This is a genomic window from Blastococcus sp. SYSU DS0619, assembly GCF_054051035.1.
In genome coordinates this window covers 136,061-161,529 of record NZ_JBJHAM010000002.1, presented here as the reverse complement: position 1 = coordinate 161,529, position 25,469 = coordinate 136,061, and the positions used below count along the sequence as shown (strand labels likewise).

24 protein-coding genes and 1 tRNA gene are annotated in these 25,469 nt (G+C 74.4%); 15 read left to right on the top strand and 10 right to left on the bottom strand.

Annotated features, from left to right (window positions below):
* Positions 1-6: 6 nt before the first annotated feature.
* The 5 genes from ACI79T_RS03320 to ACI79T_RS03300 all read right to left on the bottom strand — a co-directional run bounded on the left by ACI79T_RS03320 (position 7) and on the right by ACI79T_RS03300 (position 5,423).
* Positions 7-459, bottom strand: coding sequence for a DUF5313 family protein (locus ACI79T_RS03320; RefSeq protein WP_456608626.1), 453 nt, complete (start codon positions 457-459; stop codon positions 7-9).
* A gap of 194 nt (positions 460-653) precedes the next feature.
* On the bottom strand, positions 654-2,180 hold the full coding sequence (locus ACI79T_RS03315) for a carboxyl transferase domain-containing protein (RefSeq protein ID WP_456608625.1): 1,527 nt from the start codon (positions 2,178-2,180) through the stop codon (positions 654-656).
* Positions 2,177-3,364: a CaiB/BaiF CoA transferase family protein gene (locus tag ACI79T_RS03310; RefSeq protein ID WP_456608624.1), complete on the bottom strand. Its 1,188-nt coding sequence runs from the start codon at positions 3,362-3,364 to the stop codon at positions 2,177-2,179. The genes ACI79T_RS03315 and ACI79T_RS03310 overlap by 4 nt, the downstream gene beginning before the upstream one ends.
* A gap of 85 nt (positions 3,365-3,449) precedes the next feature.
* The gene (locus ACI79T_RS03305) at positions 3,450-4,787 is read right to left on the bottom strand and encodes an SLC13 family permease (RefSeq protein ID WP_456608623.1); all 1,338 of its coding nucleotides are present in this window, start codon (positions 4,785-4,787) and stop codon (positions 3,450-3,452) included.
* Positions 4,788-4,829: 42 nt separating this feature from the next.
* The gene (locus tag ACI79T_RS03300; RefSeq protein ID WP_456608622.1) at positions 4,830-5,423 is read right to left on the bottom strand and encodes a 5-formyltetrahydrofolate cyclo-ligase; all 594 of its coding nucleotides are present in this window, start codon (positions 5,421-5,423) and stop codon (positions 4,830-4,832) included.
* 26 nt (positions 5,424-5,449) lie between these two features.
* Here ACI79T_RS03300 and galU point away from each other — a divergent pair, with 26 nt between their 5' ends.
* The 7 genes from galU to ACI79T_RS03265 all read left to right on the top strand — a co-directional run bounded on the left by galU (position 5,450) and on the right by ACI79T_RS03265 (position 11,177).
* Positions 5,450-6,370: a UTP--glucose-1-phosphate uridylyltransferase GalU gene (gene galU / locus ACI79T_RS03295; RefSeq protein WP_456608621.1), complete on the top strand. Its 921-nt coding sequence runs from the start codon at positions 5,450-5,452 to the stop codon at positions 6,368-6,370.
* Positions 6,371-6,482: 112 nt separating this feature from the next.
* Positions 6,483-7,934 carry a molybdotransferase-like divisome protein Glp gene (glp, locus tag ACI79T_RS03290; RefSeq protein WP_456608620.1) on the top strand — a complete coding sequence of 484 codons (1,452 nt, stop codon included), beginning with the start codon at positions 6,483-6,485 and terminating at the stop codon, positions 7,932-7,934.
* An 11-nt stretch (positions 7,935-7,945) separates the two neighbouring features.
* Positions 7,946-8,578 (top strand): GNAT family N-acetyltransferase, encoded by a 633-nt coding sequence (locus tag ACI79T_RS03285; protein ID WP_456608619.1) that lies wholly within the window; start codon positions 7,946-7,948, stop codon positions 8,576-8,578.
* Positions 8,579-8,757: 179 nt separating this feature from the next.
* Positions 8,758-9,483 carry a divisome protein SepX/GlpR gene (gene sepX, locus ACI79T_RS03280; RefSeq protein ID WP_456608618.1) on the top strand — a complete coding sequence of 242 codons (726 nt, stop codon included), beginning with the start codon at positions 8,758-8,760 and terminating at the stop codon, positions 9,481-9,483.
* A 75-nt stretch (positions 9,484-9,558) separates the two neighbouring features.
* Positions 9,559-9,632, top strand: a tRNA-Ala gene (locus ACI79T_RS03275).
* 136 nt (positions 9,633-9,768) lie between these two features.
* Entirely contained in the window at positions 9,769-10,413 is a 645-nt protein-coding gene (locus tag ACI79T_RS03270; protein WP_456608617.1) for a ScbR family autoregulator-binding transcription factor, read from the top strand.
* A 239-nt stretch (positions 10,414-10,652) separates the two neighbouring features.
* The gene (locus ACI79T_RS03265) at positions 10,653-11,177 is read left to right on the top strand and encodes a DUF4396 domain-containing protein (protein ID WP_456608616.1); all 525 of its coding nucleotides are present in this window, start codon (positions 10,653-10,655) and stop codon (positions 11,175-11,177) included.
* A gap of 8 nt (positions 11,178-11,185) precedes the next feature.
* Here the strand turns inward: ACI79T_RS03265 and ACI79T_RS03260 are convergent, their stop codons facing one another.
* Positions 11,186-12,718, bottom strand: coding sequence for a dolichyl-phosphate-mannose--protein mannosyltransferase (locus tag ACI79T_RS03260; RefSeq protein WP_456608615.1), 1,533 nt, complete (start codon positions 12,716-12,718; stop codon positions 11,186-11,188).
* A 53-nt stretch (positions 12,719-12,771) separates the two neighbouring features.
* Between ACI79T_RS03260 and rsmI the strand changes: the two genes are divergently transcribed.
* Positions 12,772-13,608 (top strand): 16S rRNA (cytidine(1402)-2'-O)-methyltransferase, encoded by an 837-nt coding sequence (gene rsmI / locus ACI79T_RS03255; protein ID WP_456608614.1) that lies wholly within the window; start codon positions 12,772-12,774, stop codon positions 13,606-13,608.
* Between the two features lie 78 nt (positions 13,609-13,686).
* Here rsmI and ACI79T_RS03250 read toward each other — a convergent pair whose 3' ends face one another.
* Together ACI79T_RS03250 and corA are read right to left on the bottom strand one after the other, a co-directional pair.
* Complete coding sequence (locus ACI79T_RS03250; protein WP_456608613.1) at positions 13,687-14,610, bottom strand: DUF559 domain-containing protein; 924 nt, start codon at positions 14,608-14,610, stop codon at positions 13,687-13,689.
* 198 nt (positions 14,611-14,808) lie between these two features.
* The gene (corA, locus tag ACI79T_RS03245) at positions 14,809-15,930 is read right to left on the bottom strand and encodes a magnesium/cobalt transporter CorA (protein WP_456608612.1); all 1,122 of its coding nucleotides are present in this window, start codon (positions 15,928-15,930) and stop codon (positions 14,809-14,811) included.
* Between the two features lie 181 nt (positions 15,931-16,111).
* Between corA and ACI79T_RS03240 the strand changes: the two genes are divergently transcribed.
* The 7 genes from ACI79T_RS03240 to ACI79T_RS03210 all read left to right on the top strand — a co-directional run bounded on the left by ACI79T_RS03240 (position 16,112) and on the right by ACI79T_RS03210 (position 23,749).
* Positions 16,112-16,792: a hypothetical protein gene (locus tag ACI79T_RS03240; protein WP_456608611.1), complete on the top strand. Its 681-nt coding sequence runs from the start codon at positions 16,112-16,114 to the stop codon at positions 16,790-16,792.
* A gap of 73 nt (positions 16,793-16,865) precedes the next feature.
* Complete coding sequence (gene metG / locus ACI79T_RS03235) at positions 16,866-18,671, top strand: methionine--tRNA ligase (protein WP_456608610.1); 1,806 nt, start codon at positions 16,866-16,868, stop codon at positions 18,669-18,671.
* Positions 18,668-19,570 (top strand): TatD family hydrolase, encoded by a 903-nt coding sequence (locus ACI79T_RS03230; protein ID WP_456608609.1) that lies wholly within the window; start codon positions 18,668-18,670, stop codon positions 19,568-19,570. Before metG ends, ACI79T_RS03230 begins: the two co-directional genes overlap by 4 nt.
* A gap of 93 nt (positions 19,571-19,663) precedes the next feature.
* Positions 19,664-20,503 (top strand): hypothetical protein, encoded by an 840-nt coding sequence (locus ACI79T_RS03225; protein ID WP_456608608.1) that lies wholly within the window; start codon positions 19,664-19,666, stop codon positions 20,501-20,503.
* Positions 20,504-20,850: 347 nt separating this feature from the next.
* Complete coding sequence (locus ACI79T_RS03220) at positions 20,851-21,942, top strand: ubiquitin-like domain-containing protein (RefSeq protein ID WP_456608607.1); 1,092 nt, start codon at positions 20,851-20,853, stop codon at positions 21,940-21,942.
* Positions 21,909-22,814, top strand: a complete 906-nt coding sequence (gene rsmA, locus ACI79T_RS03215; RefSeq protein WP_456608606.1) for a 16S rRNA (adenine(1518)-N(6)/adenine(1519)-N(6))-dimethyltransferase RsmA — start codon at positions 21,909-21,911, stop codon at positions 22,812-22,814. Before ACI79T_RS03220 ends, rsmA begins: the two co-directional genes overlap by 34 nt.
* Positions 22,811-23,749 (top strand): 4-(cytidine 5'-diphospho)-2-C-methyl-D-erythritol kinase, encoded by a 939-nt coding sequence (locus ACI79T_RS03210; RefSeq protein WP_456608605.1) that lies wholly within the window; start codon positions 22,811-22,813, stop codon positions 23,747-23,749. Before rsmA ends, ACI79T_RS03210 begins: the two co-directional genes overlap by 4 nt.
* A gap of 22 nt (positions 23,750-23,771) precedes the next feature.
* Here the strand turns inward: ACI79T_RS03210 and ACI79T_RS03205 are convergent, their stop codons facing one another.
* Entirely contained in the window at positions 23,772-24,353 is a 582-nt protein-coding gene (locus tag ACI79T_RS03205; RefSeq protein WP_456608604.1) for a TetR/AcrR family transcriptional regulator, read from the bottom strand.
* Between the two features lie 148 nt (positions 24,354-24,501).
* The gene (locus ACI79T_RS03200; protein WP_456608603.1) at positions 24,502-25,467 is read right to left on the bottom strand and encodes an acyl-CoA desaturase; all 966 of its coding nucleotides are present in this window, start codon (positions 25,465-25,467) and stop codon (positions 24,502-24,504) included.
* Positions 25,468-25,469 lie beyond the last annotated feature (2 nt).

The window sequence follows — 25,469 nt, the reverse complement described above, 5'->3', positions numbered from 1 at the left end:
CGCCGGTCAGCGGCCGGTGCGCTCCCGGTAGCGAGCGGCGCGCTTCGCCGCCGCCACCCGCTTGCCCTCGCTCTCCCGCTGCTGCCGGGCCACGCCGGCCCGGTCCCGGATGGCGGTCGCGGTACCGGGCGGGTAGCCGGCCTTCACCACCCGGTTCTCGGTGGTCTCCGGCATGTAGGCCAGCGAGAAGATCAGCCCCAGGAAGATCCCGCCACCGGCGACCGCCAGGCGCAGCGCCAGCGGGGCGGGCAGCAGGATCACGACCAGCGCGATCGGTACCGCCAGCTGGACCAGCATCCGGGTGACGTGCCGCATCCACCAGGTGCTCGTCGTGGTGTCGTGCAGGACCCAGCCGCGGTGCCGCTCGGGGAGCCCGCCGCCGAGGGCGTACCAGAGCCACCGGTGCGGCGCGGGCCGGACGACCGGCTCGGTGGTGCCAGGGTCTGCGGGGTGCGCCATGACGGCTCGGTGCTCCAGGTCGGTGCGGGTCGCACCTCGCGGTGCGCTGACGTCGATGGTGCCAGCCGTGGGCGGTGCGGGGCGGTGACTCGGGGCCGGGGCGGTTGTCCTGGCTCACCACCGGTGGTCCTGGCTCACCGTCGACCGTGAGCCAGGACCCCTGATGATCAGGTCACCTGATCATTCCGGTGGGGTCAGCGGCCGAGGTGGCGGTAGCGGTGCAGCCGGGTGCGGAAACGCTCGGTGTCGTCGCGGCCGAGCAGGCCGGCCAGCTCCTCGCCCAGCACCCGGCCGAGCCGCAGGCAGAACTCGGCCGGCTCGTCGGCGGCGTCGGGCCGCTCGGGCACCACCCGGTCGACGATCCCCGCCCGCCACAGCTCGGTCGCCCGCACGCCCTGGTCCGCCGCCATCTCGTCGGCCCGGTCGACGGTGCGGTGCACGATCGCCGAGGCGCCCTCCGGCGGCAGCGGGCCCAGCCAGCCGTTGGCGGCGGCCAGCACCCGGTCGGCCGGGACGAGCGCCAGCGCCCCGCCACCGGTGCCCTGCCCGAGCAGCACCGCCAGCGTGGGGGCCTTGAGCACCACGAGGTCGTGCAGGCAGCGGGCGATCTCCCCGGCCAGCCCGCCCTCCTCGGCCTCGCGGGAGAGCGCGGCCCCGGGGGTGTCGATCAGCGTGACGAGCGGCAGTCTCAGCTGCTCGGCCAGGTGCATGCCGCGGCGGGCCTCCCGCAGCGCGGCCGGTCCCAGCGGCGCCGACATCGACTGCCCGCGCCGGTCCTGGCCCAGCACCACGCACGGGGCCCCGCCGAAGCGGGCCAGCGCCAGCAGCAGCCCCGGGTCCTTCTCGCCCGCCCCGGTCCCCGACAGCCCGACGACGTCGGTCGCCGCGGTGCGCAGCAGCCGCCGCACCCCCGGACGGTCGGCGCGCCGGGACGCCGTCACGACGTCCCAGGCGCTGCGCCCGTCCTCCGGGTCGTCGGCGTCGGTGCCGTCCTCGGGCGTGGGGCGCACGCCGTCGCGGACGTCGAGGTGCCAGGTCTGCCGGGCCGACAGCACGCGCAGCGCGCGGTCGGCGACCTCGGCGATCTCCTCGTGCGGGACGACGGCGTCGATCAGGCCGTGCTCGGCCAGGTTCTCGGCGGTCTGCACGTCCGCGGGGAACGGCTCGCCGTAGAGCGCCTCGAACACCCGCGGGCCGAGGAAGCCGATCGAGGCGCCCGGCTCGGCGATGGTGACGTGCCCGAGCGATCCCCAGGAGGCGAGCACACCGCCGAAGGTGGGGTGGCGCAGGTAGACCAGGTACGGCAACCCGGCCTCCTTGTGACGGGCGATGGCCGCGGTGATGCCGATCATCTGCAGGAAGGCGACGGTGCCCTCCTGCATCCGGGTGCCGCCGGACACCGGGGCCGCCAGCAGCGGCAGCCCCTCGTCGGTCGCCCGCTCCACGGCCGCGATCAGCCGTTCCGCGGCGGCCACCCCGATGGAGCCGGCCAGGAAGCCGAACTCCCCGGCGACGACGGCGACGCGGCGGCCGCGCAGCATCCCCTCCCCGGTGATCACCGACTCGTCCTGACGGGACTTCTCCGCCGCACGGGCCAGCTCGGCGGCATAGCTCTCGGCGACGTCGCGGGCCCGGATGGGGGAGTCCCAGGACTGCCACGACCCGGGGTCGAGGACCAGGTCGCGCAGGGCCCGCGCGTCGAGCCGAGGCGTCCCGGTCACGGGGCCGAACCGTCCAGCCACGCGCGGATCGCGTCGCCGTCCGCACCCAGCACCGGCGGGGCGGCGTGCTCCCGGCGGGTGGTCTCGGTCTCCCCGTCGGCGCCGGCCGCGAAGAAGCGCAGCGGCGGCCCGGGCAGCTGCAGCGAGCCCAGCGTCGCGTGCTCGACGTCGACGAGCAGGCCCTGGGAGAGCGCCTGGTCCCATCCGTAGACCTCGTCGATGCTGCGCACCTTGCCCGACGGGATGCCGACCTTCGCGAGCCGGGCCAGCAGGTCCTCGGCGGGGATGTCGGCGAACGCGCCCTCGAGCAGCGCGATCACCTCGTCGCGGTGCTCCACGCGGTCGCCGTTGGTGGCCATCCCGGGCGCCTCGGGGTCGAAGCCGAATTCGGCGCACAGCTTCCGCCACAGCGACTCGTTGGCGCAGGCCACCTGGACGCTCCCGCCCCGGCAGTGGAAGAGCCCGTAGGGGGCGATCGAGGGGTGGTGGTTGCCCTGTGCGGCGCCGACCTTCCCGGCCACCGTCCACGCCGTCCCCTGGAAGGCGTGCACGCCGACGATCGCGGCCAGCAACGAGGTGCGCACGACCTGCCCGCGGCCGGTCCGCTCCCGCTCCATCAGCGCGGCGACCACGCCGTAGGCGCCGTACATGCCGGCCAGCAGGTCGCCGATCGGGACGCCGACCCGCTGGGGGTCGTCGGGCCCGGAGCCGGTGAGCGACATCAGCCCGCCCTCGCCCTGGGCGATCTGGTCGTAGCCGGCCCGGCCGCCCTCGGGGCCGTCGTGGCCGAACCCGCTGATCGCGAGCGTCACCAGCCGCGGGTTCAGCTCGGCCAGGACGTCGGTGCCGAAGCCGAGCCGGGCCAGCGTGCCGGGGCGGAAGTTCTCCAGCAGCACGTCCGCGCGGCGCAGCAGCTCGGTGAGCACCGCCTTGTCCGCCTCGTCCTTTAGGTCGAGGGTGATCGACTCCTTGTTCCGGTTCGTCGACAGGAAGTAGGTCGACTCCCGGTCGCCGTGCTCCGGCTGCACGAACGGCGGTCCCCAGCCGCGGGTGTCGTCCCCGCTGCCGGGGCTCTCCACCTTGATCACGCGGGCGCCGAGATCGCCCAGCATCATCGCGGCGTGCGGCCCCGCCAGGGCGCGGGTGAGGTCGACGACGAGGACGCCGTCGAGAGGTCCGGGCATGGTGGTCTCCCTCGCTCCGTGGCCGCCGGTTCCGGCGGAGGCCTGGAAAAGTCTCTCAGCGGTGAGATATCGGACGTCGGGTGGGTCACAGCCAGCCGGGGACGACGAAGACCAGCCAGGACAGCAGCGGTCCGACGGCCACGACGATCGCGGCGTAGGCCAGGATCTGCTTGTAGAAGCGGTCGCGGTCGACGTCCTGCGCGTTGGCCAGCACCAGCGCACCGTTCGTGGAGAACGGGCTCACGTCCACGATGGTCGAGGCCACGGACAGGGCGACGACGACGCCCACCGCGCTGATCTCCCCGGACAGGAGGAACGGCACGGCGAGCGAGATGGCGACGCCGATGATCGCCGTCGACGAGGCGAAGGCCGACACCACCCCGCCGATGTAGGCCAGCAGCAGCGCGATGAGCAGCGGCACGCCCAGCCCGATGACCGCGTCCCCGACGTAGTCGATCGTGCCCGCCTCCTCCAGCACGAAGACGAAGGTCAGCACGCCGGCGATGAGCAGGATCGTCGACCAGCTGATCTGGGTGATCGCGCCCTTGTGCTGCTGGGCGGAGAACAGCGCCAGGACGACGGCGACCGTGATCGCCACGAACCCGATGTCCAGGTCGAAGGCCAGGGCCAGGACGGCGACGACGACCAGCCCGACCAGCGTCAGGATCTGCTCGAAGCGGACCGGCTCCGGGCGGTCGGGGTGGATGTGCTCGTCGTCGTCCCCGCCCACCCCGGGCCCCGGGGCGGCCCCGTGCCCCCGGACGAGCGTGCCGTGCGCGTGCTCGCTGTGCGGCACCGGTTCGGCGGCGACCTTGCGGCCGATCAGCTTCCGGCCGCCCAGCACGAGGAAGAGCACCGCGGCGATGGCGATGTTGAAGAACAGCGCACCGAGGAACACCGCGAGCGGGCTGCCCTCGAGGTCGGACTGCTCGACGATGCCGTTGACGGTGACGCCGTAGACGCTGATCGGTGAGAAGCCGCCGCCCTGGGCGCCGTGGATGACCATCATGCCCATCAGCAGCGGGCTGATGTCGTGCCGCGCGGCGAAGGTGAGCGCGATCGGCGCGATGATCGCCACCGCGGCCGGGGAGAGGGCCCCGATGGCGGTGAGCACCGCGGTGACGAAGAACATCACCCACGGGATCGCGGCGACGTGGCCGCCGACCAGCTTCACCGCGCCCCGGACCAGCAGGTCGACGGTGCCGTTGTTCTGCGCGATGGCGAACAGGTACGTGACGCCGATGAGCGTCAGCACCAGGCCGGCGGGGAAGCCGGCGATGATGTCGTCGGTCGTCAGCCCGACCGCCAGGGTGCCGACGACGAAGGCGCCGACGAACGCCAGCGCCCCCATGTTGATCGGCAGGAACGTGGCGATGGCGAAGATGACGACCAACGCCACGATGGTCACGATCTCTGGGGACACGGTCCCTCCCACGTCGTCGGGGGGTGCGGCGGGTCCACTGTGTCAGTGACCCGCCGGTAGCGCCTGCCATCCCCCGGAGGGGGTGACCACCGCGGTCATCCGCACGTCGTGCGGCTCGGTGGGCAGCCGGTCGACCAGCTCGTCGTCGAAGACGACGGCGACCAGCGCCGCACCCGGGCGGGCGTGCCGCAGCGCGCGGTCGTAGAACCCGCCGCCGCGGCCCAGCCGGGCGCCGTCGCGGGCGACCGCGACCGCCGGGACGACCACCGCCCCGGCCGCGCCGATCGCCGCCGCACCCAGCCGGGGCCCCGGGGGCTCCAGCAGGCCGAACCGGCCGGGCACGAGCTCCCCGGAGTGCTCCGCCCAGTCCAGCTCCCGGCCCCGCGCGGGCACGACCGGCAGGAGCACGCGGGCACCGCCCGCGGCGAGGACCCCGGGGAGGTGGCCGGAGCCGGCCTCGGTCCCGTCCGGCACGAAGGCGGCGACCACCGGGGTCCCCGCCAGCCGCGCCACGAGCGTCGCGGCCACCGCGGCGGAGCCCGCCGCCCGCTCGTCGTCGGGCCGGTCGCGCCGGCGGCGCAGCAGCGCCGCACGGGCCGCTGCCTTGGGGTCGTTCCCGGCGGGCTGGGCGCTCATCCGCGCAGGCTAGCTAGGCTGCCTGCATGTCGACGTCCAGCACCCGTCCGGCCCGCAAGGCGGTCATCCCCGTCGCAGGGATGGGCACCCGTTTCCTGCCGGCGACGAAGGCCGTGCCCAAGGAGCTGCTCCCGGTCGTGGACCGGCCGGCGCTGCAGTACATCGTCGAGGAGGCCGCGCGCGCCGGCCTGCCCGAGGTGCTCATGGTCACCGGCCGCAACAAGGCCGCCATCGAGGACTTCTTCGACCGCACCCCCGAGCTCGAGGCTGCCCTGGAGAAGAAGGGCGACGCCTCGCGGCTGGCCGCCGTGCACGAGTCCACCGAGGTCGCGCAGGTGCACTTCGTCCGCCAGGGCGAGGCCCTGGGCCTGGGGCACGCGGTGCTGCAGGCGGCCGCCTTCGTCGGTGACGAGCCGTTCGCGGTGCTGCTGGGTGACGACCTGATCGACGCCCGTGACCACCTGCTCGAGCAGATGCTCGCCGTGCAGGCCGAGCACGGCGGCTCGGTGATCGCGCTGCTCGACGTGGGCCGGGAGAACATCGACAAGTACGGCGCGGTGGCCGTCGAGCCCACCGCCGACGGCGGCGACGTGGTCGCGATCACCGGCCTGGTCGAGAAGCCGCCCGTCGACGAGGCCCCCAGCAGCCTGGCGATCATCGGGCGCTACGTGCTGTCCCCGGAGATCTTCGAGGTGCTGCGGCAGACGACGCCCGGACGTGGCGGGGAGATCCAGCTGACCGACGCCCTGGCCACCCTCGTCGAGCGCGGCGAGCCGGTCCACGGCGTGGTCTTCGGCGGCCGGCGCTACGACACCGGCGACAAGCTGGACTACCTCAAGGCCGTGATCCGGCTGGCCGTCGAGCGCGACGACCTCGGCCCGTCGCTGCGCGGCTGGCTGCGCGACTTCGTCACCGAGCTGCCCGCCGAGGGCGCGTCGTCGTCCTGACCGGCGCCCGCAAGGGCACGATCGGACCGCGGCGCGACGCCGGCCCCCTCCGGGCCGGCGCTGCCGCAGGGGCGGTGCCGGCCCACGGCACCGCGGGACGACGGTGGTGAGGATGTCCGGGCAGAGCGACGACGGCAACATCGGCGGCGGAGGATCCCGGGTGCACCGGGACACCGCACAGGTCGACCTGCCCATGGCCCCGCCCCGGGTCACCGGGCCGATCGGGCCGCACGGCGACCGGGCCGCGGCCGGGCCGGCCGGCGACGGGGTCCCCGCGCCGCGCGGGATGACGGGCCCCGTACCGCTGCCGGCCGACGGCCGCTCCGACGCCTCGCCGCAGGTGCGCACCGTCGAGCGGCACCTCGAGGAGATCCTGGCCGCGGTGCCGCAGCCGGACCCGATCGAGCTGGCCGTGCTGGACGCGCAGGGGCTGCTCTGCGCCGAGGACGTCGTCAGCCAGCGGGCGCTGCCCGCCTTCGACCAGGCGGCGCTGGACGGCTACGCCGCCCGCGCGGAGGACGTCGCCGCCGCCACCGTGACCGCGCCGGTGGAGCTCGCCGTCGTCGGCGAGAGCGTGGCCGGGGCCGGTGCGCCGTCCTCCATCGGGCCGGGGCTGGCGCTGAAGGTCGCGGCCGGCGCGATGCTCCCCACCGGCGCCGACGTCGTCGTCCCGGGGGTGTGGACCGACAACGGGGCGGCCCGGGTCGCGGTGCAGGCCGCGCCACCCGCCGGCAGCTACGTCCGCCGCACCGGTGACGACGTGGCGCCGGGAGACCCCGCAGTGCACGTCGGGACCCCGATCGGCCCCGCCCAGATCAGCCTGCTGGCCGCTGTCGGCCGGGAGCGGGTGCTCGTCCGGCCCCGGCCGCGGGTCGTCGTGCTCAGCGCCGGCAGCGAGCTCGTGGACGTCAGCGCCACCCCCGCGCCCGGCCAGGTGGTCGACGTCAACAGCTACGCGCTGGCCGCGGCGTCCCGGGACGCCGGGGCGGACGCCTACCGGTCGGGGATCCTGCCCGGCGACCAGCGGCGCCTGACCGAGGTGCTGGAGAGCCAGCTGCTGCGCAGCGACCTGGTGCTCATCTCCGGCACTTTCGCCAGCGGCGGGTTCGACATGGTCCAGGAGGCGCTGGCCGGCCTCGGCCGGATGCGCTTCCGCCAGGTGGCGATGCACCCCGGCCCCGCGCAGGGCTTCGGCCGGCTGGGCCGGGACGAGGTGCCGGTCATCTGCGTGCCGGGGGAGCCCGTCGCCGCGCTCGTCGCGTTCGAGGTGTTCGTCCGGCCCGCCATCCGGCTGATGCTGGGCAAGCGCCAGCTGTTCCGCCGCACGGTGCAGGCCATCGCCGGGCAGCCGCTGCTCTCCCCGCTGGGGTACCGCCAGTACCTGCACGGCACCGTCATGCGGCACCCCGACGGCGGCTACGTCGTCGAGCCGGTGGGGGACGCCACCGATGCGCTCCTGGCCCGGATGGCGCGCGCGAACTGCCTGATCGTCATCGACGAGGACGTCACCGAGGTGGCCGCCGGCGGGCTGGTCACCGTCATGCCGCTGCTGCTCGGCGGCTGACGCGGGCCCCCGTGATCGATCCCGTCCTGCACCCCGGCTGGCCCGCGAGCCTGGCCTGGGGCCCGGTGGAGCTGCACCCGCTGCGCCGGCGGGACGCGGTGGAGTGGAGCCGTGTCCGGTCGGCCAACGAGGACTGGCTGCGCCCGTGGGAGCCGACGGCCGGTATCGCCTGGCAGGCCCGGCACACCCCGGCGGCCTACCGGGCGATGCGCCGGGCGATGGCCCGCCGGGCGCGCCTGGGGACCTCGCTGCCGTTCGCCGTCCGGGTCGAGGGCCGGCTGGTCGGCCAGGTGACGGTGGACAACATCGTGCGGGGCGCGCTGCGCGCCGGGTACCTCGGGTACTGGATCGACCGGTCGGTCGCCGGCCGGGGCATCGCCTCGCTGGCCGTGGCGCTGGTGTGCGACCACGCCTTCGGTCCCGTGGGCCTGCACCGGCTGCAGGCCGACATCCGGCCCGAGAACCTGCCGAGCCGGCGGCTGGTGGAGCGGCTGGGCTTCCAGCAGGAGGGCCTGCTGCGGCGCTACCTGGACATCGACGGCGCCTGGCGCGACCACCTGGCGTACGCACTGCTCGCCGACGACCTGCCCCGGGGGGTGCTCGACCGCTGGCGGGGGATGACCCCGGGGCCGGCCGCCGGGTGATCGGCCGGTCGGCATAGCACGCAGGGTCACCGCCGCCTGGATGGGTGGCGGTGACACGCCGTCCCCCGTCACACCGGTCCCACAAGACATCAGCGACACGCCCGCGCGCCTCCCGGATCCCGCCCGCTGAGCTGCATAACCTCGCCCGGCGAGTGACTGATGTGACAGGTGGTGTTCTCATGGGATCGGGCGTTCTCTTGGCCGCTCTGGTCGTGCTCTGGTTCGTCGTGCTGGTCCCCATGGTGGTGACCCGCGGTGACGCCCAGGACGGCCGGCTGGAGGCTGCCGACGCGGGTCGGACGTTGCAGCGGCGGCGGTCGGTCGATCCGGTGCGGCACGCCGAGACCGAGCGGGTGTCGATCGACCGCGAGGTCCTGCGCACCACCGGTGAGCTGAAGGTGGACGTGCACGCGCTGCGCCGCCGGGCGCTGGGGGGTCTGGTGGCCCTCACGCTCGCCTCGCTGGCCGGGGCGCTGCTCCTCACCCCGTGGCTGTGGATCGCCCAGGCGTTCTTCACCGTCGCGACGGTCGGGTACGTGCTCGTGCTGCGGAAGGTCGCCCGTCGTGAGCGGCTCGCCGCCCGTCGCGCCGCCCGGTCCGCCGCACGGCAGGCCGAGCGGGCCGCCGTCCGGACGGCCGCCCGCCCGGCGGAGGTGCCGGCGCCCGTCCAGCGCACGGCGTCCCCCGCGGTGCACGAGACGGTCGCGCAGGACGCCCTGCCCGCCCTGCAGCACCCGAGCCTCCCGCTCGCCCCGGTGCACGCGCTCCGGCCGGGCCGGGTCGTCGCCGCCCGCACCCCCGCGCCCGCCGGGTGGCAGAACAGCGCCGTCGTGGGGCTCGACGACGACGACATCGGCTTCGCCGACATCGACGAGTACCAGCCGCCGCGCGTGATCGGCGCCTGACGATCGACACGGGCCTCCGGCCCTGCCCCGGTGGCAGGGCCGGAGGAGCCGGGCGGTAGTCTTCTTGCCGCACAGGGGGCTGTGGCGCAGACCGGTAGCGCACCTCGTTCGCATCGAGGGGGTCAGGGGTTCAAATCCCCTCAGCTCCACCCAGGTCAGCGGCCGGCGCCGTCGGGGTCCCGTACCCCGGCGGCGCCGTCGTCGCGTCGGACGGGGAATCGCAGCGCCACGCCCGCTACGCTGCACGTCGACACGGGGGCGGGTCGTCCCGCGGGAGGCGGTTCCATGGCTGAGACACCGGTCGGCGCCTCGTCTCCACCGCGGCGCGCGCGCGGGCGGGCGAGCGACAGCGCCGCCACCCGCCAGCTCATCATCGACATCGCCGCCCGCGAGTTCAGCGAACGCGGCTACGCGGCCACGTCCCTCAGCGACATCGTCGCCGGCACCGGGATGACGAAGGGCGCGCTCTACTGGCACTTCGAGTCCAAGGAGAGCGTCGCCGTCGCCGTCGTCCACCAGATGTTCGAGACGTGGCCGATCATGCTGCGCGGGGTCATCGACTCCCACGACGACGCCCTGGCGGCGCTGGTCGCCGTCACGTACGTGGCGGGGGAGCAGTTCGCCAAGGACCCGGTCGTCCGGGCCTCCAAGCGCCTGACGTCCGAGCTCCCACCCGAGGCCCTGGCCAAGCTGCCGCAGCCCTACGTCGGCTGGCAGCACGCGCTCGCCCAGCTGATCACCCAGGGGCAGCAGCGGGGGCAGATCAACGCCGCGGCCGATCCGGTGGGCACCGCCCAGGTGATCGTGGCCAGCTTCTTCGGGATGCAGCAGGTGTCGCAGGAGCTGAGCGCGCGGCGGGACCTGGCGAGGCGGCTGGACTCCTTCTGGGCCCTGGTCCTGCCGCAGCTGCAGCCCGCCTCCCCGGCCTGACCAGACCTGCCCGCGCAGTCGACCCGCCCGCGGGCGACGACGGCGTCGCCCTGCCCGAGCGTCACCGTGACGTGCCTCGCGGTCGGTCCCGCGAGCTCCTCGGTGAGCGGTCGAGTTCCGCCACCGGTCGAAGGCCGACTCCGTCCCGGCATCCGTGGAGGAGTCCGGAGGCACTGGCGGCGGGTACCCCTGGGGGGTATCTTCCTCGCGTCGTCGAACGCGTCGAGAGAGGTGTCGCCATGACCGAGAACCACCACCCGCCGGCGACGGCCCGGTCCGGGGACCGGCACGGAACGGGGCATGCCGCGCACGGCGGCTCGGAAGGGCAGGCGCTCACCCGCCTCGCCATCAGCGCGACCCTGCACTGCCTCACCGGCTGCGCCATCGGCGAGGTGCTCGGCATGGTGATCGGCACCGCGCTGGGCTGGTCGGACGGGGCCACGATCACGCTCGCCGTCGCACTGGCGTTCGTCTTCGGCTACTCGCTGACGATCGTGCCGGTGCTGCGTTCGGGCCTGGCGCTGCGCGCGGCGGTGCGGGTGGCGCTGGCGGCCGACACCGTCTCCATCCTCGTCATGGAGGTGGTGGACAACGGGATCATGCTGGCCATCCCGGGTGCGATGGACGCCGGGCTCGGGTCACCGCTGTTCTGGGGCTCGCTCGCCGTGGCCCTGGCGGTCGCCTTCGTGGTGACGGTGCCGGTCAACCGGGCGCTCATCGGCCGCGGCAAGGGGCACGCCGTCGTCCACGAGCACCACTCCTGAGCGCCCGGTCAGAACCAGGACGGGAACCACATGCGCTGCAGCCACTCGGCGTGCGAGAGGGGCTGCCCGGTGAGCACCGGCCAGAAGAAGACGAAGGTGGCCGCCACGACGGCGACGTACCCGCAGGCGACGGCCAGCCCCGCGCGCCGTCGCCACTCGCCGCCGCCGGGCCGCCCGACCACGTCCTGCAGCCCCAGGGCGACCGCGAGCACGAAGAACGGCAGCGCCGGCGCCATGTAGAAGATGAACATCGTCCGGTCGAGGTTCACGAACCAGGTCAGCCAGCCCGCGGCGATCCCGACGGCGACCGTGAGAGCGGCTGGGTCCCGCCGCGCACCGATCCGCCAGAGCAGCCACAGCATGGCGGGCGCGAAGGCCAGCCAGAGCACCGGCGTCCCGACCATGAGGATGTAGCGCACCACCTGCTCGCCCTGGGCGTCGACGATGCCCTGCGGGTTCCACAGCAGGATGGGCCGGCCGTTGACCAACCACGACCAGGGGCCGGACTCCCACGGGTGCGGGCTGGACAGCTCGCTGTGGAACCGGAGCCACTCGGCGTGCTGGTGCCACAGCGACCGCAGCGCGTCCGGCACCCACGGGTAGGCGGTGTCGGGGTTCTGCTGCGCCCACGCCCTGCCCTGCGACGTCTCGCCGAGGAACCAGCCGGTGAACGAGGCCAGGTAGGTGAGCACCGGGACCGCGGCCAGCGCCCAGAGCGCACCGGGCAGCCCTCGGCGGGCCGCCGTCCGGGTGGGGCGCCGCGCCCCGGCGTCCCGCCAGGCCCCCCGGTCCCAGAACAGCGACAGCACGGCGAAGAAGGCCAGGAACCAGACCCCGCTCCACTTGACCGCGCAGGCGCAGCCGAACAGGACGCCGGCCGCGATCCGCCAGCCCCGCGGACCGAGCCGGAAGCCGTCGCCCGCGATCTCGCCCGCCGCCCGCACCCGGCCCCGCACGACGTCGCGGTCGACCACCAGGCAGGCGACCGCGCCGAGCACGAACACCTGCAGGAAGACGTCGAGCAGGCCGATGCGCGAGATGGTGAACGCGAAGCCGTCGACGATCAGGAGCACCCCGGCGAACAGGCCGACCAGCGTCGAACCGGTCAGCCGGCGACCGAGCCGGAACAGCACGACGACGGCGATCGAGCCCGCCACCGCGGAGGGGAAGCGCCAGCCGAAGGAGGTGTAGCCGAACACCTGCTCGCCGGCCGCGATCAGCCACTTGCCCAGCGGCGGGTGGACGATGAACGTGTAGCCGCGGTTGTACTCGTGCCCCCAGATCAGCAGCTCCCGCGCCTCCGGCGGGTAGTACGCCTCGTCGAAGACCAGGTCGCTCGGGTAGCCGATGCCCCAGAGCCGGGTGGTCAGGGCCAGGACGCCCAGGACGGCGGCGATGATCCACGCCGTCCGCCGGTCGGTGGGCAGCGGGATGACGTCCCGCCGGGGCCGCGGCGGTCGCCGGCGGCGCACCCGCGGGGCCGCCGGGGGCGGGGTCCCGCGCGGGTCCTCGTCCGCCCGCTCGGGTGCCAGCACCGCCATGCGGTCAGGGTAGGTGGCACGCGCGCCCGCCCGGTCGTGACAGGCTCGTCGGCGTGAGCGGACGGCTGGTGCTGGGTGGGGCGCCCCTCGGGCAGCCCGGTGACGTCGGCCCGCGGCTGCGGGCGGCGATGGCCACCGCCGACGTCCTCGCGTGCGAGGACACCCGGCGGCTGCACCGGCTGGCCGCCGACCTCGAGGTCACGTTCACCGGCCGGGTGGTCACCTTCCACGAGTCGGTGGAGCGCGCCCGGCTGCCCGGCCTGCTGGCGGCCCTGACCGAGGGGCGGACGGTCCTGCTGCTCACCGACGCCGGCATGCCCTCGGTCTCCGACCCGGGGTACACGCTCGTGCGGGCCGCCATCGACGCCGGCGTCGACGTCACCTCCGTGCCGGGGCCGTCGGCGGTGATCACCGCGCTGGCGGTCTCGGGACTGCCGGTGGACCGCTTCTGCTTCGAGGGCTTCCTGCCGCGCAAGGGCGGGGAGCGCCGGTCGCGGTTCGCCTCGCTGGCCGACGAGCGCCGCACGATGGTGTTCTTCGAGTCCCCGCACCGGCTGGCCGACGCGCTGACCGACGCCGCGGCCGTGCTCGGGGACGACCGGCCGGCCGCCGTCTGCCGCGAGCTGACCAAGACCCACGAGGAGATCCGGCGCGGCGGTCTCGCCGAGCTCGCCGCGTGGGCCGCCGACGGCGTGCGCGGCGAGATCACCCTCGTCGTCGCCGGGGCGCCGGAGCGGGCCGTGGAGCTGTCGCCGGCGGAGCTCGCGGCCGAGGTGGCCGCGGAGGAGGCGGCCGGGGCGACCCGCAAGGACGCCATCCGGGCGGTCGTGGAGCGCACCGGGCTCCCGCGCCGCACCGTCTACGACGCCGTCGTCGCCGCCAAGGGCTAGCCCCTTTGCAGGCATAGGAGGCTTTGCCTGCGTATTCAGCCTTGATCCGCAGGCATAGCTTCCTATGCCTGTGAAGTCTCAGCTCACGTGCAGCTGTGCGAGGCGAGCGCGGTAGACAGCGAGCACCTTTGCTCGCACACCGTCTGGGTCACGCAGGACGTCCGCGTACGTGAAACGGAGGACGACCCAGCCGAGTGCGGCAAGCTCCCGGTCGCGGGCAAGGTCCTTGCGGCGGTCCGCCGGAGAGGTGTGGTGCTGGGCGCCGTCCAGCTCCACTGCCAGCTTCACCTCCGGCCATGCCCGGTCGAGCCTGATCCGACCGGCCGGGAGCTGTATCTGGTACTGGCCGACGCTCGACGGCAGCGAGCGGTGCCGGAACACGTTGAGGACGCCGTGGGCCTCGAGTTCGCTCCTGCAGCCGTCGGCGATGAGATCGATGGTCTGACGCAGGCCCCGCCGGCCTGCGACATTGGGGCGCTCCGCCAGTGCCTCATCGAGATGTCGCGCGGTGACCAGCCCGCGGTTGCTGAGGTCCAAGGCGAGTGGACGGCGCTCAACGGTCGGCAGCAAGGGCCACGAGTCGATGACGGTCCGGGGCAGTGTCGTGATGAGGAGGTCGCGCCGCTGAACGCACTGCGCGGACTCCGGGTCGAAGCGCAGCCGGCGGTGCACGAGCAGGTCGGGTGCTCCGGCTCTCTTGACGCTCTGGTCCACCGTCACGTGAAGTGGCCGCTCCAACGGGCGTAGGCCCCACACGGCGAGTGCGGTCGTGTGGCTCAGCGCCGCAACCGGGCCGGTGTGCAGGAGCGCCGCGCGCAGGATGATCCCGTCGTCCTCGACGCAGTCCCGCAGTCGGTAGACCTTGGGAAGGACCCGCACGAGGTGCCCGCGGCCGACATGGCTGTCGAGCACCTGGCGCGGCACCCGCTCGAGCAGCTGCTGGCGCGTGGCCAGCCCGCCGTGGTCGCGCACTGTGTCGCCGATGGCCTTCTGCCAGTCCATGTGGGCAGCCTCGTTGGCTCGGTCACTCGGCTGGGAGCCAACGCAGCGATCTGTGGACAACTCGCGGGGGCGACCCGCGGTCAGAGCTCTGGGCGGCATAGGAGGCTATGCCTACAGATCCGGCCACGAAACCGTAGGCAAAGCCTCCTATGCCTGGGGACGGCCGGGGCATGTGGAGGGCCGCAAGGCCGCGAGGGGCTACAGCCAGCCGTTGCGCTTGAAACCGCGGTAGAGCAGCACGATGGCCGTCAGGATCACCAGCAGCACCGCGGGATAGCCCCACGGCTCGTCGAGCTCGGGCATGTACTCGAAGTTCATGCCGTAGATCCCGGCGATGGCGGTGGGGACGGCGATGATGCCGGCGTAGGCCGAGATCTTCCGCATGTCCTCGTTGTCGGCCATCTGCGTCCGGGCCAGCGACGCCTGCAGGATCGAGGTGAGCAGCTCGTCGAGGCCGCCCACCTGGTCGCGCACCCGGATGGCGTGGTCGAAGACGTCCCGGAAGTACGAGCGCATCGCCTCGGGGACGACGTCGACCGGCCGCTCGGCCAGCTTCTGCAGCGGGACCTCGAGCGGGGAGACCGCCCGCCGCAGCGACATCAGCTCCCGCTTGAGCTGGTAGAGCCGGCCGATGTCGTCGGTGCGCTGGGGGCTGAACACCGAGGCCTCCAGCTCCTCGACGTCCTCCTCGACCGCGGCCGCGACGTCGACGAAGGAGTCCACCACCAGGTCGGCGACGGCGTAGAGCACCGCGGCGGGCCCGAGGCACAGCAGCTCCCGCTGGTCCTCCAGCCGCTGCCGGAGGTCGGCCAGGCCGCCGTGCTCCCCGTGCCGGACGGTGATGACGTAGTTCGGCCCGAGGAAGACCATCACCTCGCCGGTGTCCACGACCTCGCTGGTCGCGGTGAGCTCCTCGTGCTCGATGTAGGTGGCGGTCTTGAGCACCATGAACAGGGCGTCGTCGTAGCGCTCCAGCTTCGGCCGCTGGTGGGCGTAGACGGCGTCCTCGACCGCGAGCGGGTGCAGGTCGTACTCCCCGGCGATCGCCCCCAGCTCGTCCTCGCCCGGGGCGTAGAGGCCCAGCCACACGAACCCGCCGCGCTCCTCGGCGACCCGCAGCGCGTCCTGCGCGGCCACCGCCTCCTGGCGCCGGCCGTCGACGTAGACGGCGCAGTCGATGACGGCCGCCGACTCGGGGCGACGGGTCGGCATCCGCTGCTGCTGCCCGGCGGGGCGGGGCCGCAGGGTCGGTGGCGACCCCGGCGGCACCTGGGAGGGCAGCTCGAGCGGTGCGGCCGGCAGGTCGTCGCTGGTGCTCACGGCGGTCCGCACTCCTCCCGACTGGTCGTCCTCGGCGGTGTGCAGCGTAGGCGTGCGGGGCCACCCGCCCGTGCGACCGCCCTGCCCCGAAGGGGTGAGAACGGCCGGCGCGTCGTCCAGGGACCCGCCCGGAGCGCCGACCTGACCGGGGACAGCCCCACCGGTCAGGGAGAGAAGCTTCGTGGCGAGCACCGTCCTCGACGTCCGCGACACCGTCGGGTCCCCGTACGCCCGTCCGGCGCAGCCGGTGCCCGGTGCCGCGGCGATCCCGGGCGCCCCCGGCGCGCGACGCCGGATCCCGGCTCCCGCGCTCGTCGCCGGGGTGCTCGCCGTCCTCGAGGCCGTCGGCCTGCTGGCCACGGGCCTGACCCGGGTCGACGCCGTCCTGGTCGCTCCGGTGCGGCCGGCCGGCTGGCTGGTCGTCCTCGGGTTGGTCGTGCTGGCCGGCTGGATCGTCCTGGCCGCCGGTGCGGGCGCGGCGCTGATCGACGGCTCGAGCAGCAGGCTCCTGGTGGTCACCTCCGGCATCGAGGTCGCCGTGGTGTCGGCCCTGGGCGTCGTCGCGTTCCTCGTGCCGCTGCCCGAGACCCTCGTCGGTGGCGTCCCGCTGCCGCTGCTGTTCGCGGCCTCGCTCGCGCTGCCGATCGGCAAGCTGCTCCTCGTCGACTCGCCGTCGGCCCGGGCGTGGGTGCTGCAGGGCCCGCGCGTGCGGGTGCGGCGGCCCGATCCGGTGCTCCTGCACCGGTCGCTGTGCACGGTCACCCTAGGGCTCATCGCCCTGGCGCTCGGTGGCCTCGCCCTCCTCGGCCCGGTCGACGCCGACCCGTCCGACGCGGCCACGAGCGTCGTCTCGCAGCCCTGACACCCACCGTCGGGGGCCGCGTCGGTAGCCCGCCCGGGCGACCGGCTGGACCCCGCCGCCTAGGCTCAACGCCGTGAGTGATCGGCACATCCTGACCGCAGTCGCCTGGCCCTATGCGAACGGGCCGCGGCACATCGGCCACGTCTCCGGGTTCGGCGTCCCCTCCGACGTCTTCAGCCGGTACCACCGCATGGCCGGGGACGACGTCCTCATGGTCAGCGGCACCGACGAGCACGGCACCCCGATCACCGTCGCCGCCGACGCCGAGGGCATCACGCCCCGGGAGATCGCCGACCGGAACAACCGGATCATCGTGGGCGACCTGCAGTCCCTCGGGCTCAGCTACGACCTCTTCACGCGGACGACGACGGCCAACCACGCCGCGGTCAGCCAGGAGATCTTCCTCGGCCTGCTGAAGAACGGCTACGTCTTCCCGAAGACGACGCTCGGCGCGATCAGCCCGTCGACCGGCCGCACCCTGCCCGACCGCTACATCGAGGGCACCTGCCCGATCTGCGGCTACGACGGCGCGCGCGGCGACCAGTGCGACAACTGCGGCAACCAGCTCGACCCGATCGACCTCGTCAACCCGGTCAGCAAGATCAACGGGGAGACGCCGAAGTTCGTGGAGGAAGAGCACTACTTCCTCGACCTGCCGGCGTTCACCCGGGCCCTCGGCGACTGGTTGGGCACCCGCAAGAGCTGGCGGCCCAACGTCCTGAACTTCAGCGTCAACCTGCTCGAGGACCTCAAGCCGCGCAGCTACACCCGCGACATCGACTGGGGCGTGCCGGTGCCGCTGGACGGCTGGCGCGACCGGCCGGACAAGCGCATCTACGTCTGGTTCGACGCCGTCGTCGGCTACCTGTCGGCGTCGATCGAGTGGGCCCGCCGGTCCGGCGACCCCGAGGCCTGGCGGCAGTGGTGGCAGACGCCGGAGTCCGACGCCTACTACTTCATGGGCAAGGACAACATCGTCTTCCACTCCGAGATCTGGCCCGCCCAGCTGCTCGGCTACAACGGCGAGGGCGACAAGGGCGGCAGCGCGGGGTCGCTGGGCCGGCTGAACCTGCCGACCGAGGTGGTGTCCAGCGAGTTCCTGACCATGGAGGGGCGCAAGTTCTCCTCCTCCCGCAACGTGGTCATCTACGTGCGGGACTTCCTCGCCCGGTACGACGCCGACGCGCTGCGCTACTTCATCGCCGTCGCCGGCCCGGAGAACCAGGACACCGACTTCACCTGGGCGGAGTTCCGCCGGCGCAACAACGACGAGCTGGTCGCCGGCTGGGGCAACCTGGTCAACCGCTCGGTGTCGATGGCGGCCAAGAACGTCGGTGCCGTGCCGACGCCGGGGGAGCTGACCGACGACGACCGCGCCCTGCTGGCCACCACCTCCGGCGCGTTCGCCCCCGTGGGCGAGCTGCTCTCGCGCAACCGGCAGAAGGCCGCGATCAACGAGGCCATGCGGGTCGTCGGCGAGGCGAACAAGTACCTGTCGGACCAGGCGCCCTGGAAGCTCAAGGAGGACCCGGCCCGCCGGGACACCGTGCTGCACACCGCGCTGCAGGCGATCAAGGACTGCAACGCCCTGCTGACGCCGTTCCTCCCGCACTCCTCCCAGCAGGTGCACGAGCTGCTCGGTGGCACCGGCACCTGGTCGGTCGCGCCGCGGATCGAGGAGGTCACCGACCTCGACGACGGTTCGCCGTACCCGGTGATCACCGGCGACTACGCGCAGGGGCAGGCGGTGTGGGCGTCGACGCCGCTGGCGGCGCCCGGGACGCCGCTGGCGCCGCCGAAGCCGATCTTCACCAAGCTCGACGAGTCCGTCGTCGAGGAGGAGATCCGGCGCCTGGAGGAAGGCGGGGACTCCGCGTGAGTCGCTCGGCGTCGTCCCGCGCGAACCGGCGGGGCGAGCCGCCGCCGTCCCCGGAGCCCCTGCCGGCGCCCGCGCTGGACAGCCACACCCACCTGGACATCGTCCTGGGGGAGCGGCCGGCCGGGGACGAGCACGGCGAGTGGGCCTCCGACGACGCCGTCGACGCGGAGATCGCCGCGGCGGAGGCGGTCGGCGTCCCCCGCCTGGTGCAGGTCGGTGTGGACGTCGCCTCCTCGCGCTGGTCGGCTGCGCTCGCCGCCCGGCACCCGAACGTGCTGGCGGCGGTCGCGCTGCACCCCAATGAGGCGGGCGCCGGGGCGGCGACCGAGACGGCGCTGGCCGAGATCGACCGGCTCGCGGCGCTGCCCCGGGTGCGGGCGGTAGGGGAGACCGGCCTGGACCGCTACCGCACCGGTCCCGAGGGCTGGGCCGCCCAGGAGGCGTCGTTCCGCGCGCACATCGACATCGCCAAGCGGCACGGCATCGCCCTGGTCATCCACGACCGGGACGCGCACGAGGAGATACTCCGGGTGCTCGACGACGAGGGCGCGCCCGAGCACACGGTCTTCCACTGCTTCTCCGGCGACGCCGCGTTCGCACGGGCCTGCGTCGAGCGGGGGCACGTCCTCTCCTTCGCCGGCACCCTCACGTTCGGCAACGCCGGCTACCTGCGCGAGGCGGCGGCGCTGACCCCGGTGGACCAGCTCCTGGTGGAGACCGATTCCCCGTTCCTCACCCCGGTGCCGTTCCGTGGCCGCCCGAACGCCTCGCGGCTGGTCCCGCACACCGTCCGTGCGCTCGCGGAGGTCACGGGTACCGAGCTGGCCGAGCTCTGCGACACCCTCACCACCACCGCCGAGCGCGTCTTCGGCAGTTGGGCGGACGACGCTCCCCGGTAGCCGCGAGGTCGTCCCGAGCGGGATATGTGGGGCTCAACAGAAATAGCGGACTGTACGTGGCCGCGGTGTCGTCCGGAGGACGACAATGTTGCCGTGGGTCGTCTCATCGCCGTCGTGGTCTTCGTCGCTCTGCTCGTGCCGGGTGTGCTGCTGGCCCGTGGCTGGAAGCTCGCGGCGGACCGCCGTGCGGTCGCCGGCGGCGGGGTGGAGCTGGCCGAGCCGACCCCCGAGGGGCTGGCGACGCTGCGGCGCCAGGCGGCGCACGGACGCCGCTGGCGCCGGCTGGGCCTGGTCCTGGGCCTGGCCGGGATCGTGGCCAGCGTGGTGCTCCTCGCCGAGGCGTCGGTCTTCCTCTGGATCCCCCTGCTCGCGGTGGGCCTGCTGGCGGGGGTCCTGCTGGCCGAGGCGACGCGTCCCCGCCCCCGCTGGGCCCTGAGCTCCCCGCCGCGCCGCCCGCGGCAGGGCGACCAGATCTCCGCCTGGCTGGTCTGGACGATGCGCCTCGTGGTCGCCGCCGAGCTGGCGACGGCCGGGTGGCTGTGGTCCTCCGGCGAGCTGGGGAGCACCACCGCCTGGGCGGTCGTCGGCGTGCCGCTGGTGGCCTGGTTGCTGGCCGAGGGGGCGCTGCTCCGGGCGCTGGTCCGGCCGGTTCCCGCCGAGGGCGCCGACGTGCCGATCGACGAGGCGCTGCGGACGTGGACGGCGCACCTGGTGACCGCGGCCGCCAGCGTGACGGCCCTGCTGCCGTTCGGGACGCTGCTGCTGGGCGCCGGCCTCGACCTGGGGGAGCGGGTCAGCGAGAACTTCGACGTGCTGCCCGTGGCCCTGGTGGCCGGCGGCTTCTCCGCGCTGGCGGCCGGGCTGGCCGTGACCGTCTTCCTGTTCAGCTGGCTGCGACCGGTGCGGTCGAGCGCTCCCGCGCTGGCGGGCTGAGCTCTCGGGTCCCCGGTGAGGGGTCCGGCGAACCCGGTGGGCTTGGTCACCCCGGAACGGGTGACTACCTTCTCGTCACACCCGTCCCACCCGGCACGTCCGTCACAAGGGGTACCGGCGCGTCCACGGTGCGCGATGTCGCGGTCTGTTTCACTCGTTGTGCACCGTTGCCACGCGCAGAGTGTTCGTTATCGTGTCGTGATCGACAGCCGGGGTGGAGAGCGACCCGGGTGGCGTCCCTGCTCCGGATCCCCGGGGGGCCGCCGCTCGAGCCGGGAACCGCGGTCGGGCCGCACTCGGCGGTCCAGCCGTTCTCCTGCCCGGGTTCTGTGACCCCTGGAAGTGTCGTGCGTCGCTCCCTGCAGTTCAGCCTCTTCGCCCTCGTCCTCGTCGGACTGGTGGGCGGGACGCTGGCCTTCTTCCTCGCCCAGAAGTCCGTCGCGCTCACCGTCGACGGTCAGACCCGCGACGTCGGCACCTACGCCGACACCGTGGGCGACATGCTGGAGGAGGAGGGCCTCACCCTCGCCGCCCAGGACGTCGTCCTCCCCGCGGCGGACCAGGTGGTGAGCGATGGCTCCACCGTCGTCCTCAACCGGGCCCGGCCGCTCGAGCTCACCATCGACGGCGTCTCCCGCCAGGTGCAGGTGACCGCGCTGTCGGTCGAGGAGGCGCTCGACCAGCTCGGTCTCCGCGCCGACGGGCTGGTGCTCTCCGCGAGCCGCAGCGACCGCCTGCCGCTCGAGGGCATGCAGCTGACGATCACCACGCCCAAGGAGATCGTGCTCGTGGCCGACGGCGCCGAGCGCGTGGTTACCACGACCGCCGCGACCGCCGGCGACCTGCTCGCCGAGCAGGGCATCGCGCTCGGCGACACCGACCGCACCAGCCTCAAGCCCACGCAGGCGCTGCTGAACCGGATGCGCCTGCAGGTGTACCGGGTGCAGGTCTCCGAGGTCACCGAGGTCACCCCGGTCGCGCACGGACGGGTGGAGACCGAGGACGCCGAGGCATTCACGGGCGACGAGACGGTCACCCAGCAGGGCGTCGCCGGCGAGCAGACCACCACCTTCCGCGTGACCGTCGTCGACGGCCGGGAGACCGGCCGGGAGCAGCTGTCCACCACCGTCACCCGGGCGCCGGTCGACGAGCTCGTGACGGTCGGCACCAAGGCGCGCCCGACGAACAGCCCCTCCGCCGACGGCCTCAACTGGGCCGCCCTGGCCGCATGCGAGTCCGGCGGCCGCCCGACCGCGGTCAGCGGGACCGGCAAGTACCACGGGCTGTACCAGTTCTCCACGGCCACCTGGCAGGCCGTGGGTGGTTCGGGCCTGCCGTCGGCCGCCCCGGCGGACGAGCAGACCTACCGGGCCCAGCTGCTGTACCAGCGCTCCGGTGCCGGCCAGTGGCCGCACTGCGGGCCCCGCCTGTTCAGCTGATCCCGCTGACCACCGAACCCGAGCAGGCCGACGGGCTGCTGGGCCCGGCCGCGATCCGCGACCTGGCCCAGCAGCTCGAACTGCGTCCCACGAAGACCCTGGGGCAGAACTTCCTGCACGACGCCAACACGATCCGGCGGATCGTGCGCACCGCCGGTGTGCGGCCCGACGACGTCGTCCTGGAGGTGGGCCCGGGCCTCGGCTCGCTGACCCTGGGTCTGCTGCCGGTGGCGGCGCACGTGACGGCGGTGGAGATCGACCCCCGGCTGGCCGCGCTGCTGCCGCGGACGGTCGCCGCCCGCCGCCCCGACCTCGCCGACCGGCTGACCGTCGTCGAGGGCGATGCCCTGCGCGTGACCGAGCTGCCCGGCCGGCCGCCGACCGCGCTCGTGGCAAACCTGCCCTACAACGTCGCCGTCCCGGTGCTGCTCACCCTGCTGGAGCTGCTGCCCACCCTGGACCGGGCGCTGATCCTGGTGCAGGCCGAGGTGGCCGAGCGGCTCGCCGCGGCTCCCGGGGCGCCCGCCTACGGCGTCCCGTCGGTCAAGGCCGCCTGGTACGGCTCGGTGCGCCGCGCGGGCACCGTCGGCCGCCGGGTCTTCTGGCCCGAGCCCAACGTCGACTCCGGGCTCGTCGAGCTGGTCCGGCGTCCGCCGCCGCCGGGCGACCGGCAGGCGACCTTCGCCGTGGTGGACGCGGCCTTCGGGATGCGCCGCAAGGGCCTGCGGGCGGCGCTCGCCCGCTGGGCGGGCAGCCCGGCCGCGGCCGAGGTGCGGCTGCGGGCGGCCGGCATCGACCCCTCGGCCCGCGGTGAGCAGCTCTCGGTCACCGACTTCGCGCGCCTGGCCGCCACCGACCCGGTGCAGCCGTGAGCGCCGGCGAGGACGCCGTGGTCGTCCGCGCACCGGCCAAGATGAACGTCCACCTCGGCGTGGGGCCGCTGCGCGAGGACGGCTTCCACGCCCTGGTCACCGTCTACTTCGCCGTGTCCCTGCACGACACGGTCACCGCCCGGCCGGGGGAGGGCCTGTCCCTCCGGCTGACCGGTGAGGGCACCGGCGCGGCGAGCGGGCCCGGGCAGGTGCCCGGTGACCGCACCAACCTGGTCTGGCGGGCCGCCGAGCTGCTGGCCGGCTCCGCCGGCGTCCGCCCCGACGCCGACCTGCACGTCGCGAAGAGCATCCCGGTGGCCGGCGGTCTGGCCGGCGGGAGCGCCGACGCCGCCGCGACGCTGGTCGCCCTCGACGCGCTGTGGGGCACCCGGGCCGCGCGCGAGGACCTGCTGGAACTGGCCGCCCAGCTGGGCAGCGACGTGCCGTTCGGCCTCGTCGGCGGGGTCGCCCTGGGCACCGGCCGCGGCGAGCAGGTGGCGCCGGTGCTGGCCGCCGGCCGGTGGCACTGGGTGCTGGGCATCGCGGGAGAGGGGCTCTCGACGCCGGCCGTCTACGGCGAGCTGGACCGGCTGCGGGCCCGGGGCCGGGTGCCCGACGTCGCCGAGCCGACGCCGGCCGACCCCGTCCTCGCCGCCCTGCGCGCGGGCACCGCGGCCCAGCTCGCCGCGGCGCTCTCCAACGACCTGCAGCCCGCCGCGCTGAGCCTGCGGCCGGACCTGCGCCGGGCCCTGCGCGCGGCGCAGGACGCCGGCGCCCTGGCCGTGCTGGTGAGCGGGTCGGGCCCCACGGTGGCGGCGCTGGCGCCCGACGAGCCGGGCGCCGTCCGGCTGGCGGCCGAGCTGGCCGGGGTCGGGATCTTCCGCACCGTGCGCGCGGTCACCGGGCCGGTGCCCGGCGCCCGCGTGGTCCCCTGACCGAGCCGCGGCCCCGGCCCGGCTACGGGTTCGGGTCGAGGCGGGACAGGCCGTTGTAGGCCAGGTTCACCAGCTGGGCGGCCACCTCGTGCTTGCCCGGGGAGCGCGTCTCCAGCCACCACTGGCCGGCCAGCGCAGCCATGCCCACCAGCGCCTGGCTGTAGAGCGGGGCCAGCTCGGGCCGGTAGCCGCGGGCGGCGAACTCCCGTGCCAGGACGTGCTCCACCTGGTGGGCGAGGTCCCCGATCAGCGACCCGAACGTGCCGCCGCCGCTGGTCACGGGGGCGTCGCGGGTGAGCACCCGGAAGCCGTCGGTGTCCGCCTCGATGTAGTCGAGGAGCACCAGCGCGGCGCGCTCGAGCAGCTCGCGGGGGTGGCCGGGTACCGACAGGGCGGTGCCGAACCGGTCGAGCAGCCGGTGCATCTCCCGCTCGACGACGTCGGCGTGCAGCCCCTCCTTGCCGCCGAAGTGCTCGTAGACGACCGGCTTGCTCACCTCGGCGTGCGCGGCGATCTCCTCGACGGAGGTGGCGTCGAAGCCCTTGAGGGCGAACAGCTCGCGGCCGACGTCGAGCAGCTGGCTGCGCCGCTCGGGACCGGTCATGCGCACCCGGCCCCGCCGGGGACGGGACCCGGCCGGGGGCGCTGTGCTCCGCGTGGTCACCGGTCCACCATGCCCGGAGGACGGCTCCGCCCGGGCACCCGGGAGTTCCCGCGGCGCCCGGGCGGAGGAGGCGCCGGGGAGGGGACCGTCAGCTGCCGGCCGCAGCGGGGACGCGACGCTTGGCTGCGAGCCGCACCGGGTCGGGCCACTTCACGTTCCACGCCCAGCCGAGCTTCTCGAACACCCAGATGGTGCGGGCGCTGATGTCGATCTGCCCCCGCAGCACACCGTGCCGGGCGCAGGTGGGGTCGGCGTGGTGGAGGTTGTGCCACGACTCGCCCGCGCTGAGGATCGCCAGCGGCCAGAAGTTCGTCGCCCGGTCGCGGCCGGGGGAGACGAACGGGCGGTCGCCGACGACGTGGCAGACCGAGTTGATCGACCAGGTGACGTGGTGCAGCAGCCCGATGCGGACGAGGCCCGCCCAGAAGAAGGCCGTCCAGGCGCCGGCCCAGCTCGCCGTCACCAGGCCGCCGATGACGGCCGGGAGGAAGAGGCTGATCGCCGCCCACACCGTGAACAACCGGTCGGTGGTGACCAGCGCGGAGTCCTTCATCAGGTCGGGGGCGTAGCGCTCCTGGCTGGTCTTGCGCCGCTCGAACAGCCAGCCCAGGTGGGCGTGGAACATCCCCTTGAGCAGAGCGCGGGCGTCGGTGCCGTAGCGCCACGGCGAGTGCGGGTCGCCGTCGCGGTCGGAGAAGGCGTGGTGCCGCCGGTGGTCGGCCACCCACTGCACGACCGGGCCCTGCACGGCCATCGAGCCGGCGACGGCCAGCAGCAGCCGCAGGGGGCGCTTGGCCTTGAAGGAGCCGTGCGTGAAGTACCGGTGGTAGCCCACGGTCACGCCGAGCAGCGTGAAAAAGTAGAAGCCGACGGCGAGCCCGACGTCGAGCCATGAGAGCCCCCAGCCCCACACGGCCGGGACGACCGCCGCGATGGCGAGGAACGGCACGACCACGAAGGCGTAGAGCGTCACGATCTCGAGGACGCTCTTGCGCCGGCCGATCGCGTTGGCCGGCAGCCCGGCGTGCGGTTCTGCGGCGCGCGGTGGCGCCATGG

Excerpts from the sequence above, each read along its gene's own strand:
- ACI79T_RS03320 (WP_456608626.1), bottom strand. The coding sequence starts at position 459 with ATGGCGCACCCCGCAGACCCTGGCACCACCGAGCCGGTCGTCCGGCCC.
- ACI79T_RS03310 (WP_456608624.1), bottom strand. The coding sequence starts at position 3,364 with ATGCCCGGACCTCTCGACGGCGTCCTCGTCGTCGACCTCACCCGCGCC.
- ACI79T_RS03300 (WP_456608622.1), bottom strand. The coding sequence starts at position 5,423 with ATGAGCGCCCAGCCCGCCGGGAACGACCCCAAGGCAGCGGCCCGTGCG.
- galU (WP_456608621.1), top strand. The coding sequence starts at position 5,450 with ATGTCGACGTCCAGCACCCGTCCGGCCCGCAAGGCGGTCATCCCCGTC.
- glp (WP_456608620.1), top strand. The coding sequence starts at position 6,483 with ATGTCCGGGCAGAGCGACGACGGCAACATCGGCGGCGGAGGATCCCGG.
- sepX (WP_456608618.1), top strand. The coding sequence starts at position 8,758 with ATGGGATCGGGCGTTCTCTTGGCCGCTCTGGTCGTGCTCTGGTTCGTC.
- ACI79T_RS03270 (WP_456608617.1), top strand. The coding sequence starts at position 9,769 with ATGGCTGAGACACCGGTCGGCGCCTCGTCTCCACCGCGGCGCGCGCGC.
- ACI79T_RS03265 (WP_456608616.1), top strand. The coding sequence starts at position 10,653 with ATGACCGAGAACCACCACCCGCCGGCGACGGCCCGGTCCGGGGACCGG.
- ACI79T_RS03260 (WP_456608615.1), bottom strand. The coding sequence starts at position 12,718 with ATGGCGGTGCTGGCACCCGAGCGGGCGGACGAGGACCCGCGCGGGACC.
- ACI79T_RS03250 (WP_456608613.1), bottom strand. The coding sequence starts at position 14,610 with ATGGACTGGCAGAAGGCCATCGGCGACACAGTGCGCGACCACGGCGGG.
- ACI79T_RS03205 (WP_456608604.1), bottom strand. The coding sequence starts at position 24,353 with ATGACCGGTCCCGAGCGGCGCAGCCAGCTGCTCGACGTCGGCCGCGAG.
- ACI79T_RS03200 (WP_456608603.1), bottom strand. The coding sequence starts at position 25,467 with ATGGCGCCACCGCGCGCCGCAGAACCGCACGCCGGGCTGCCGGCCAAC.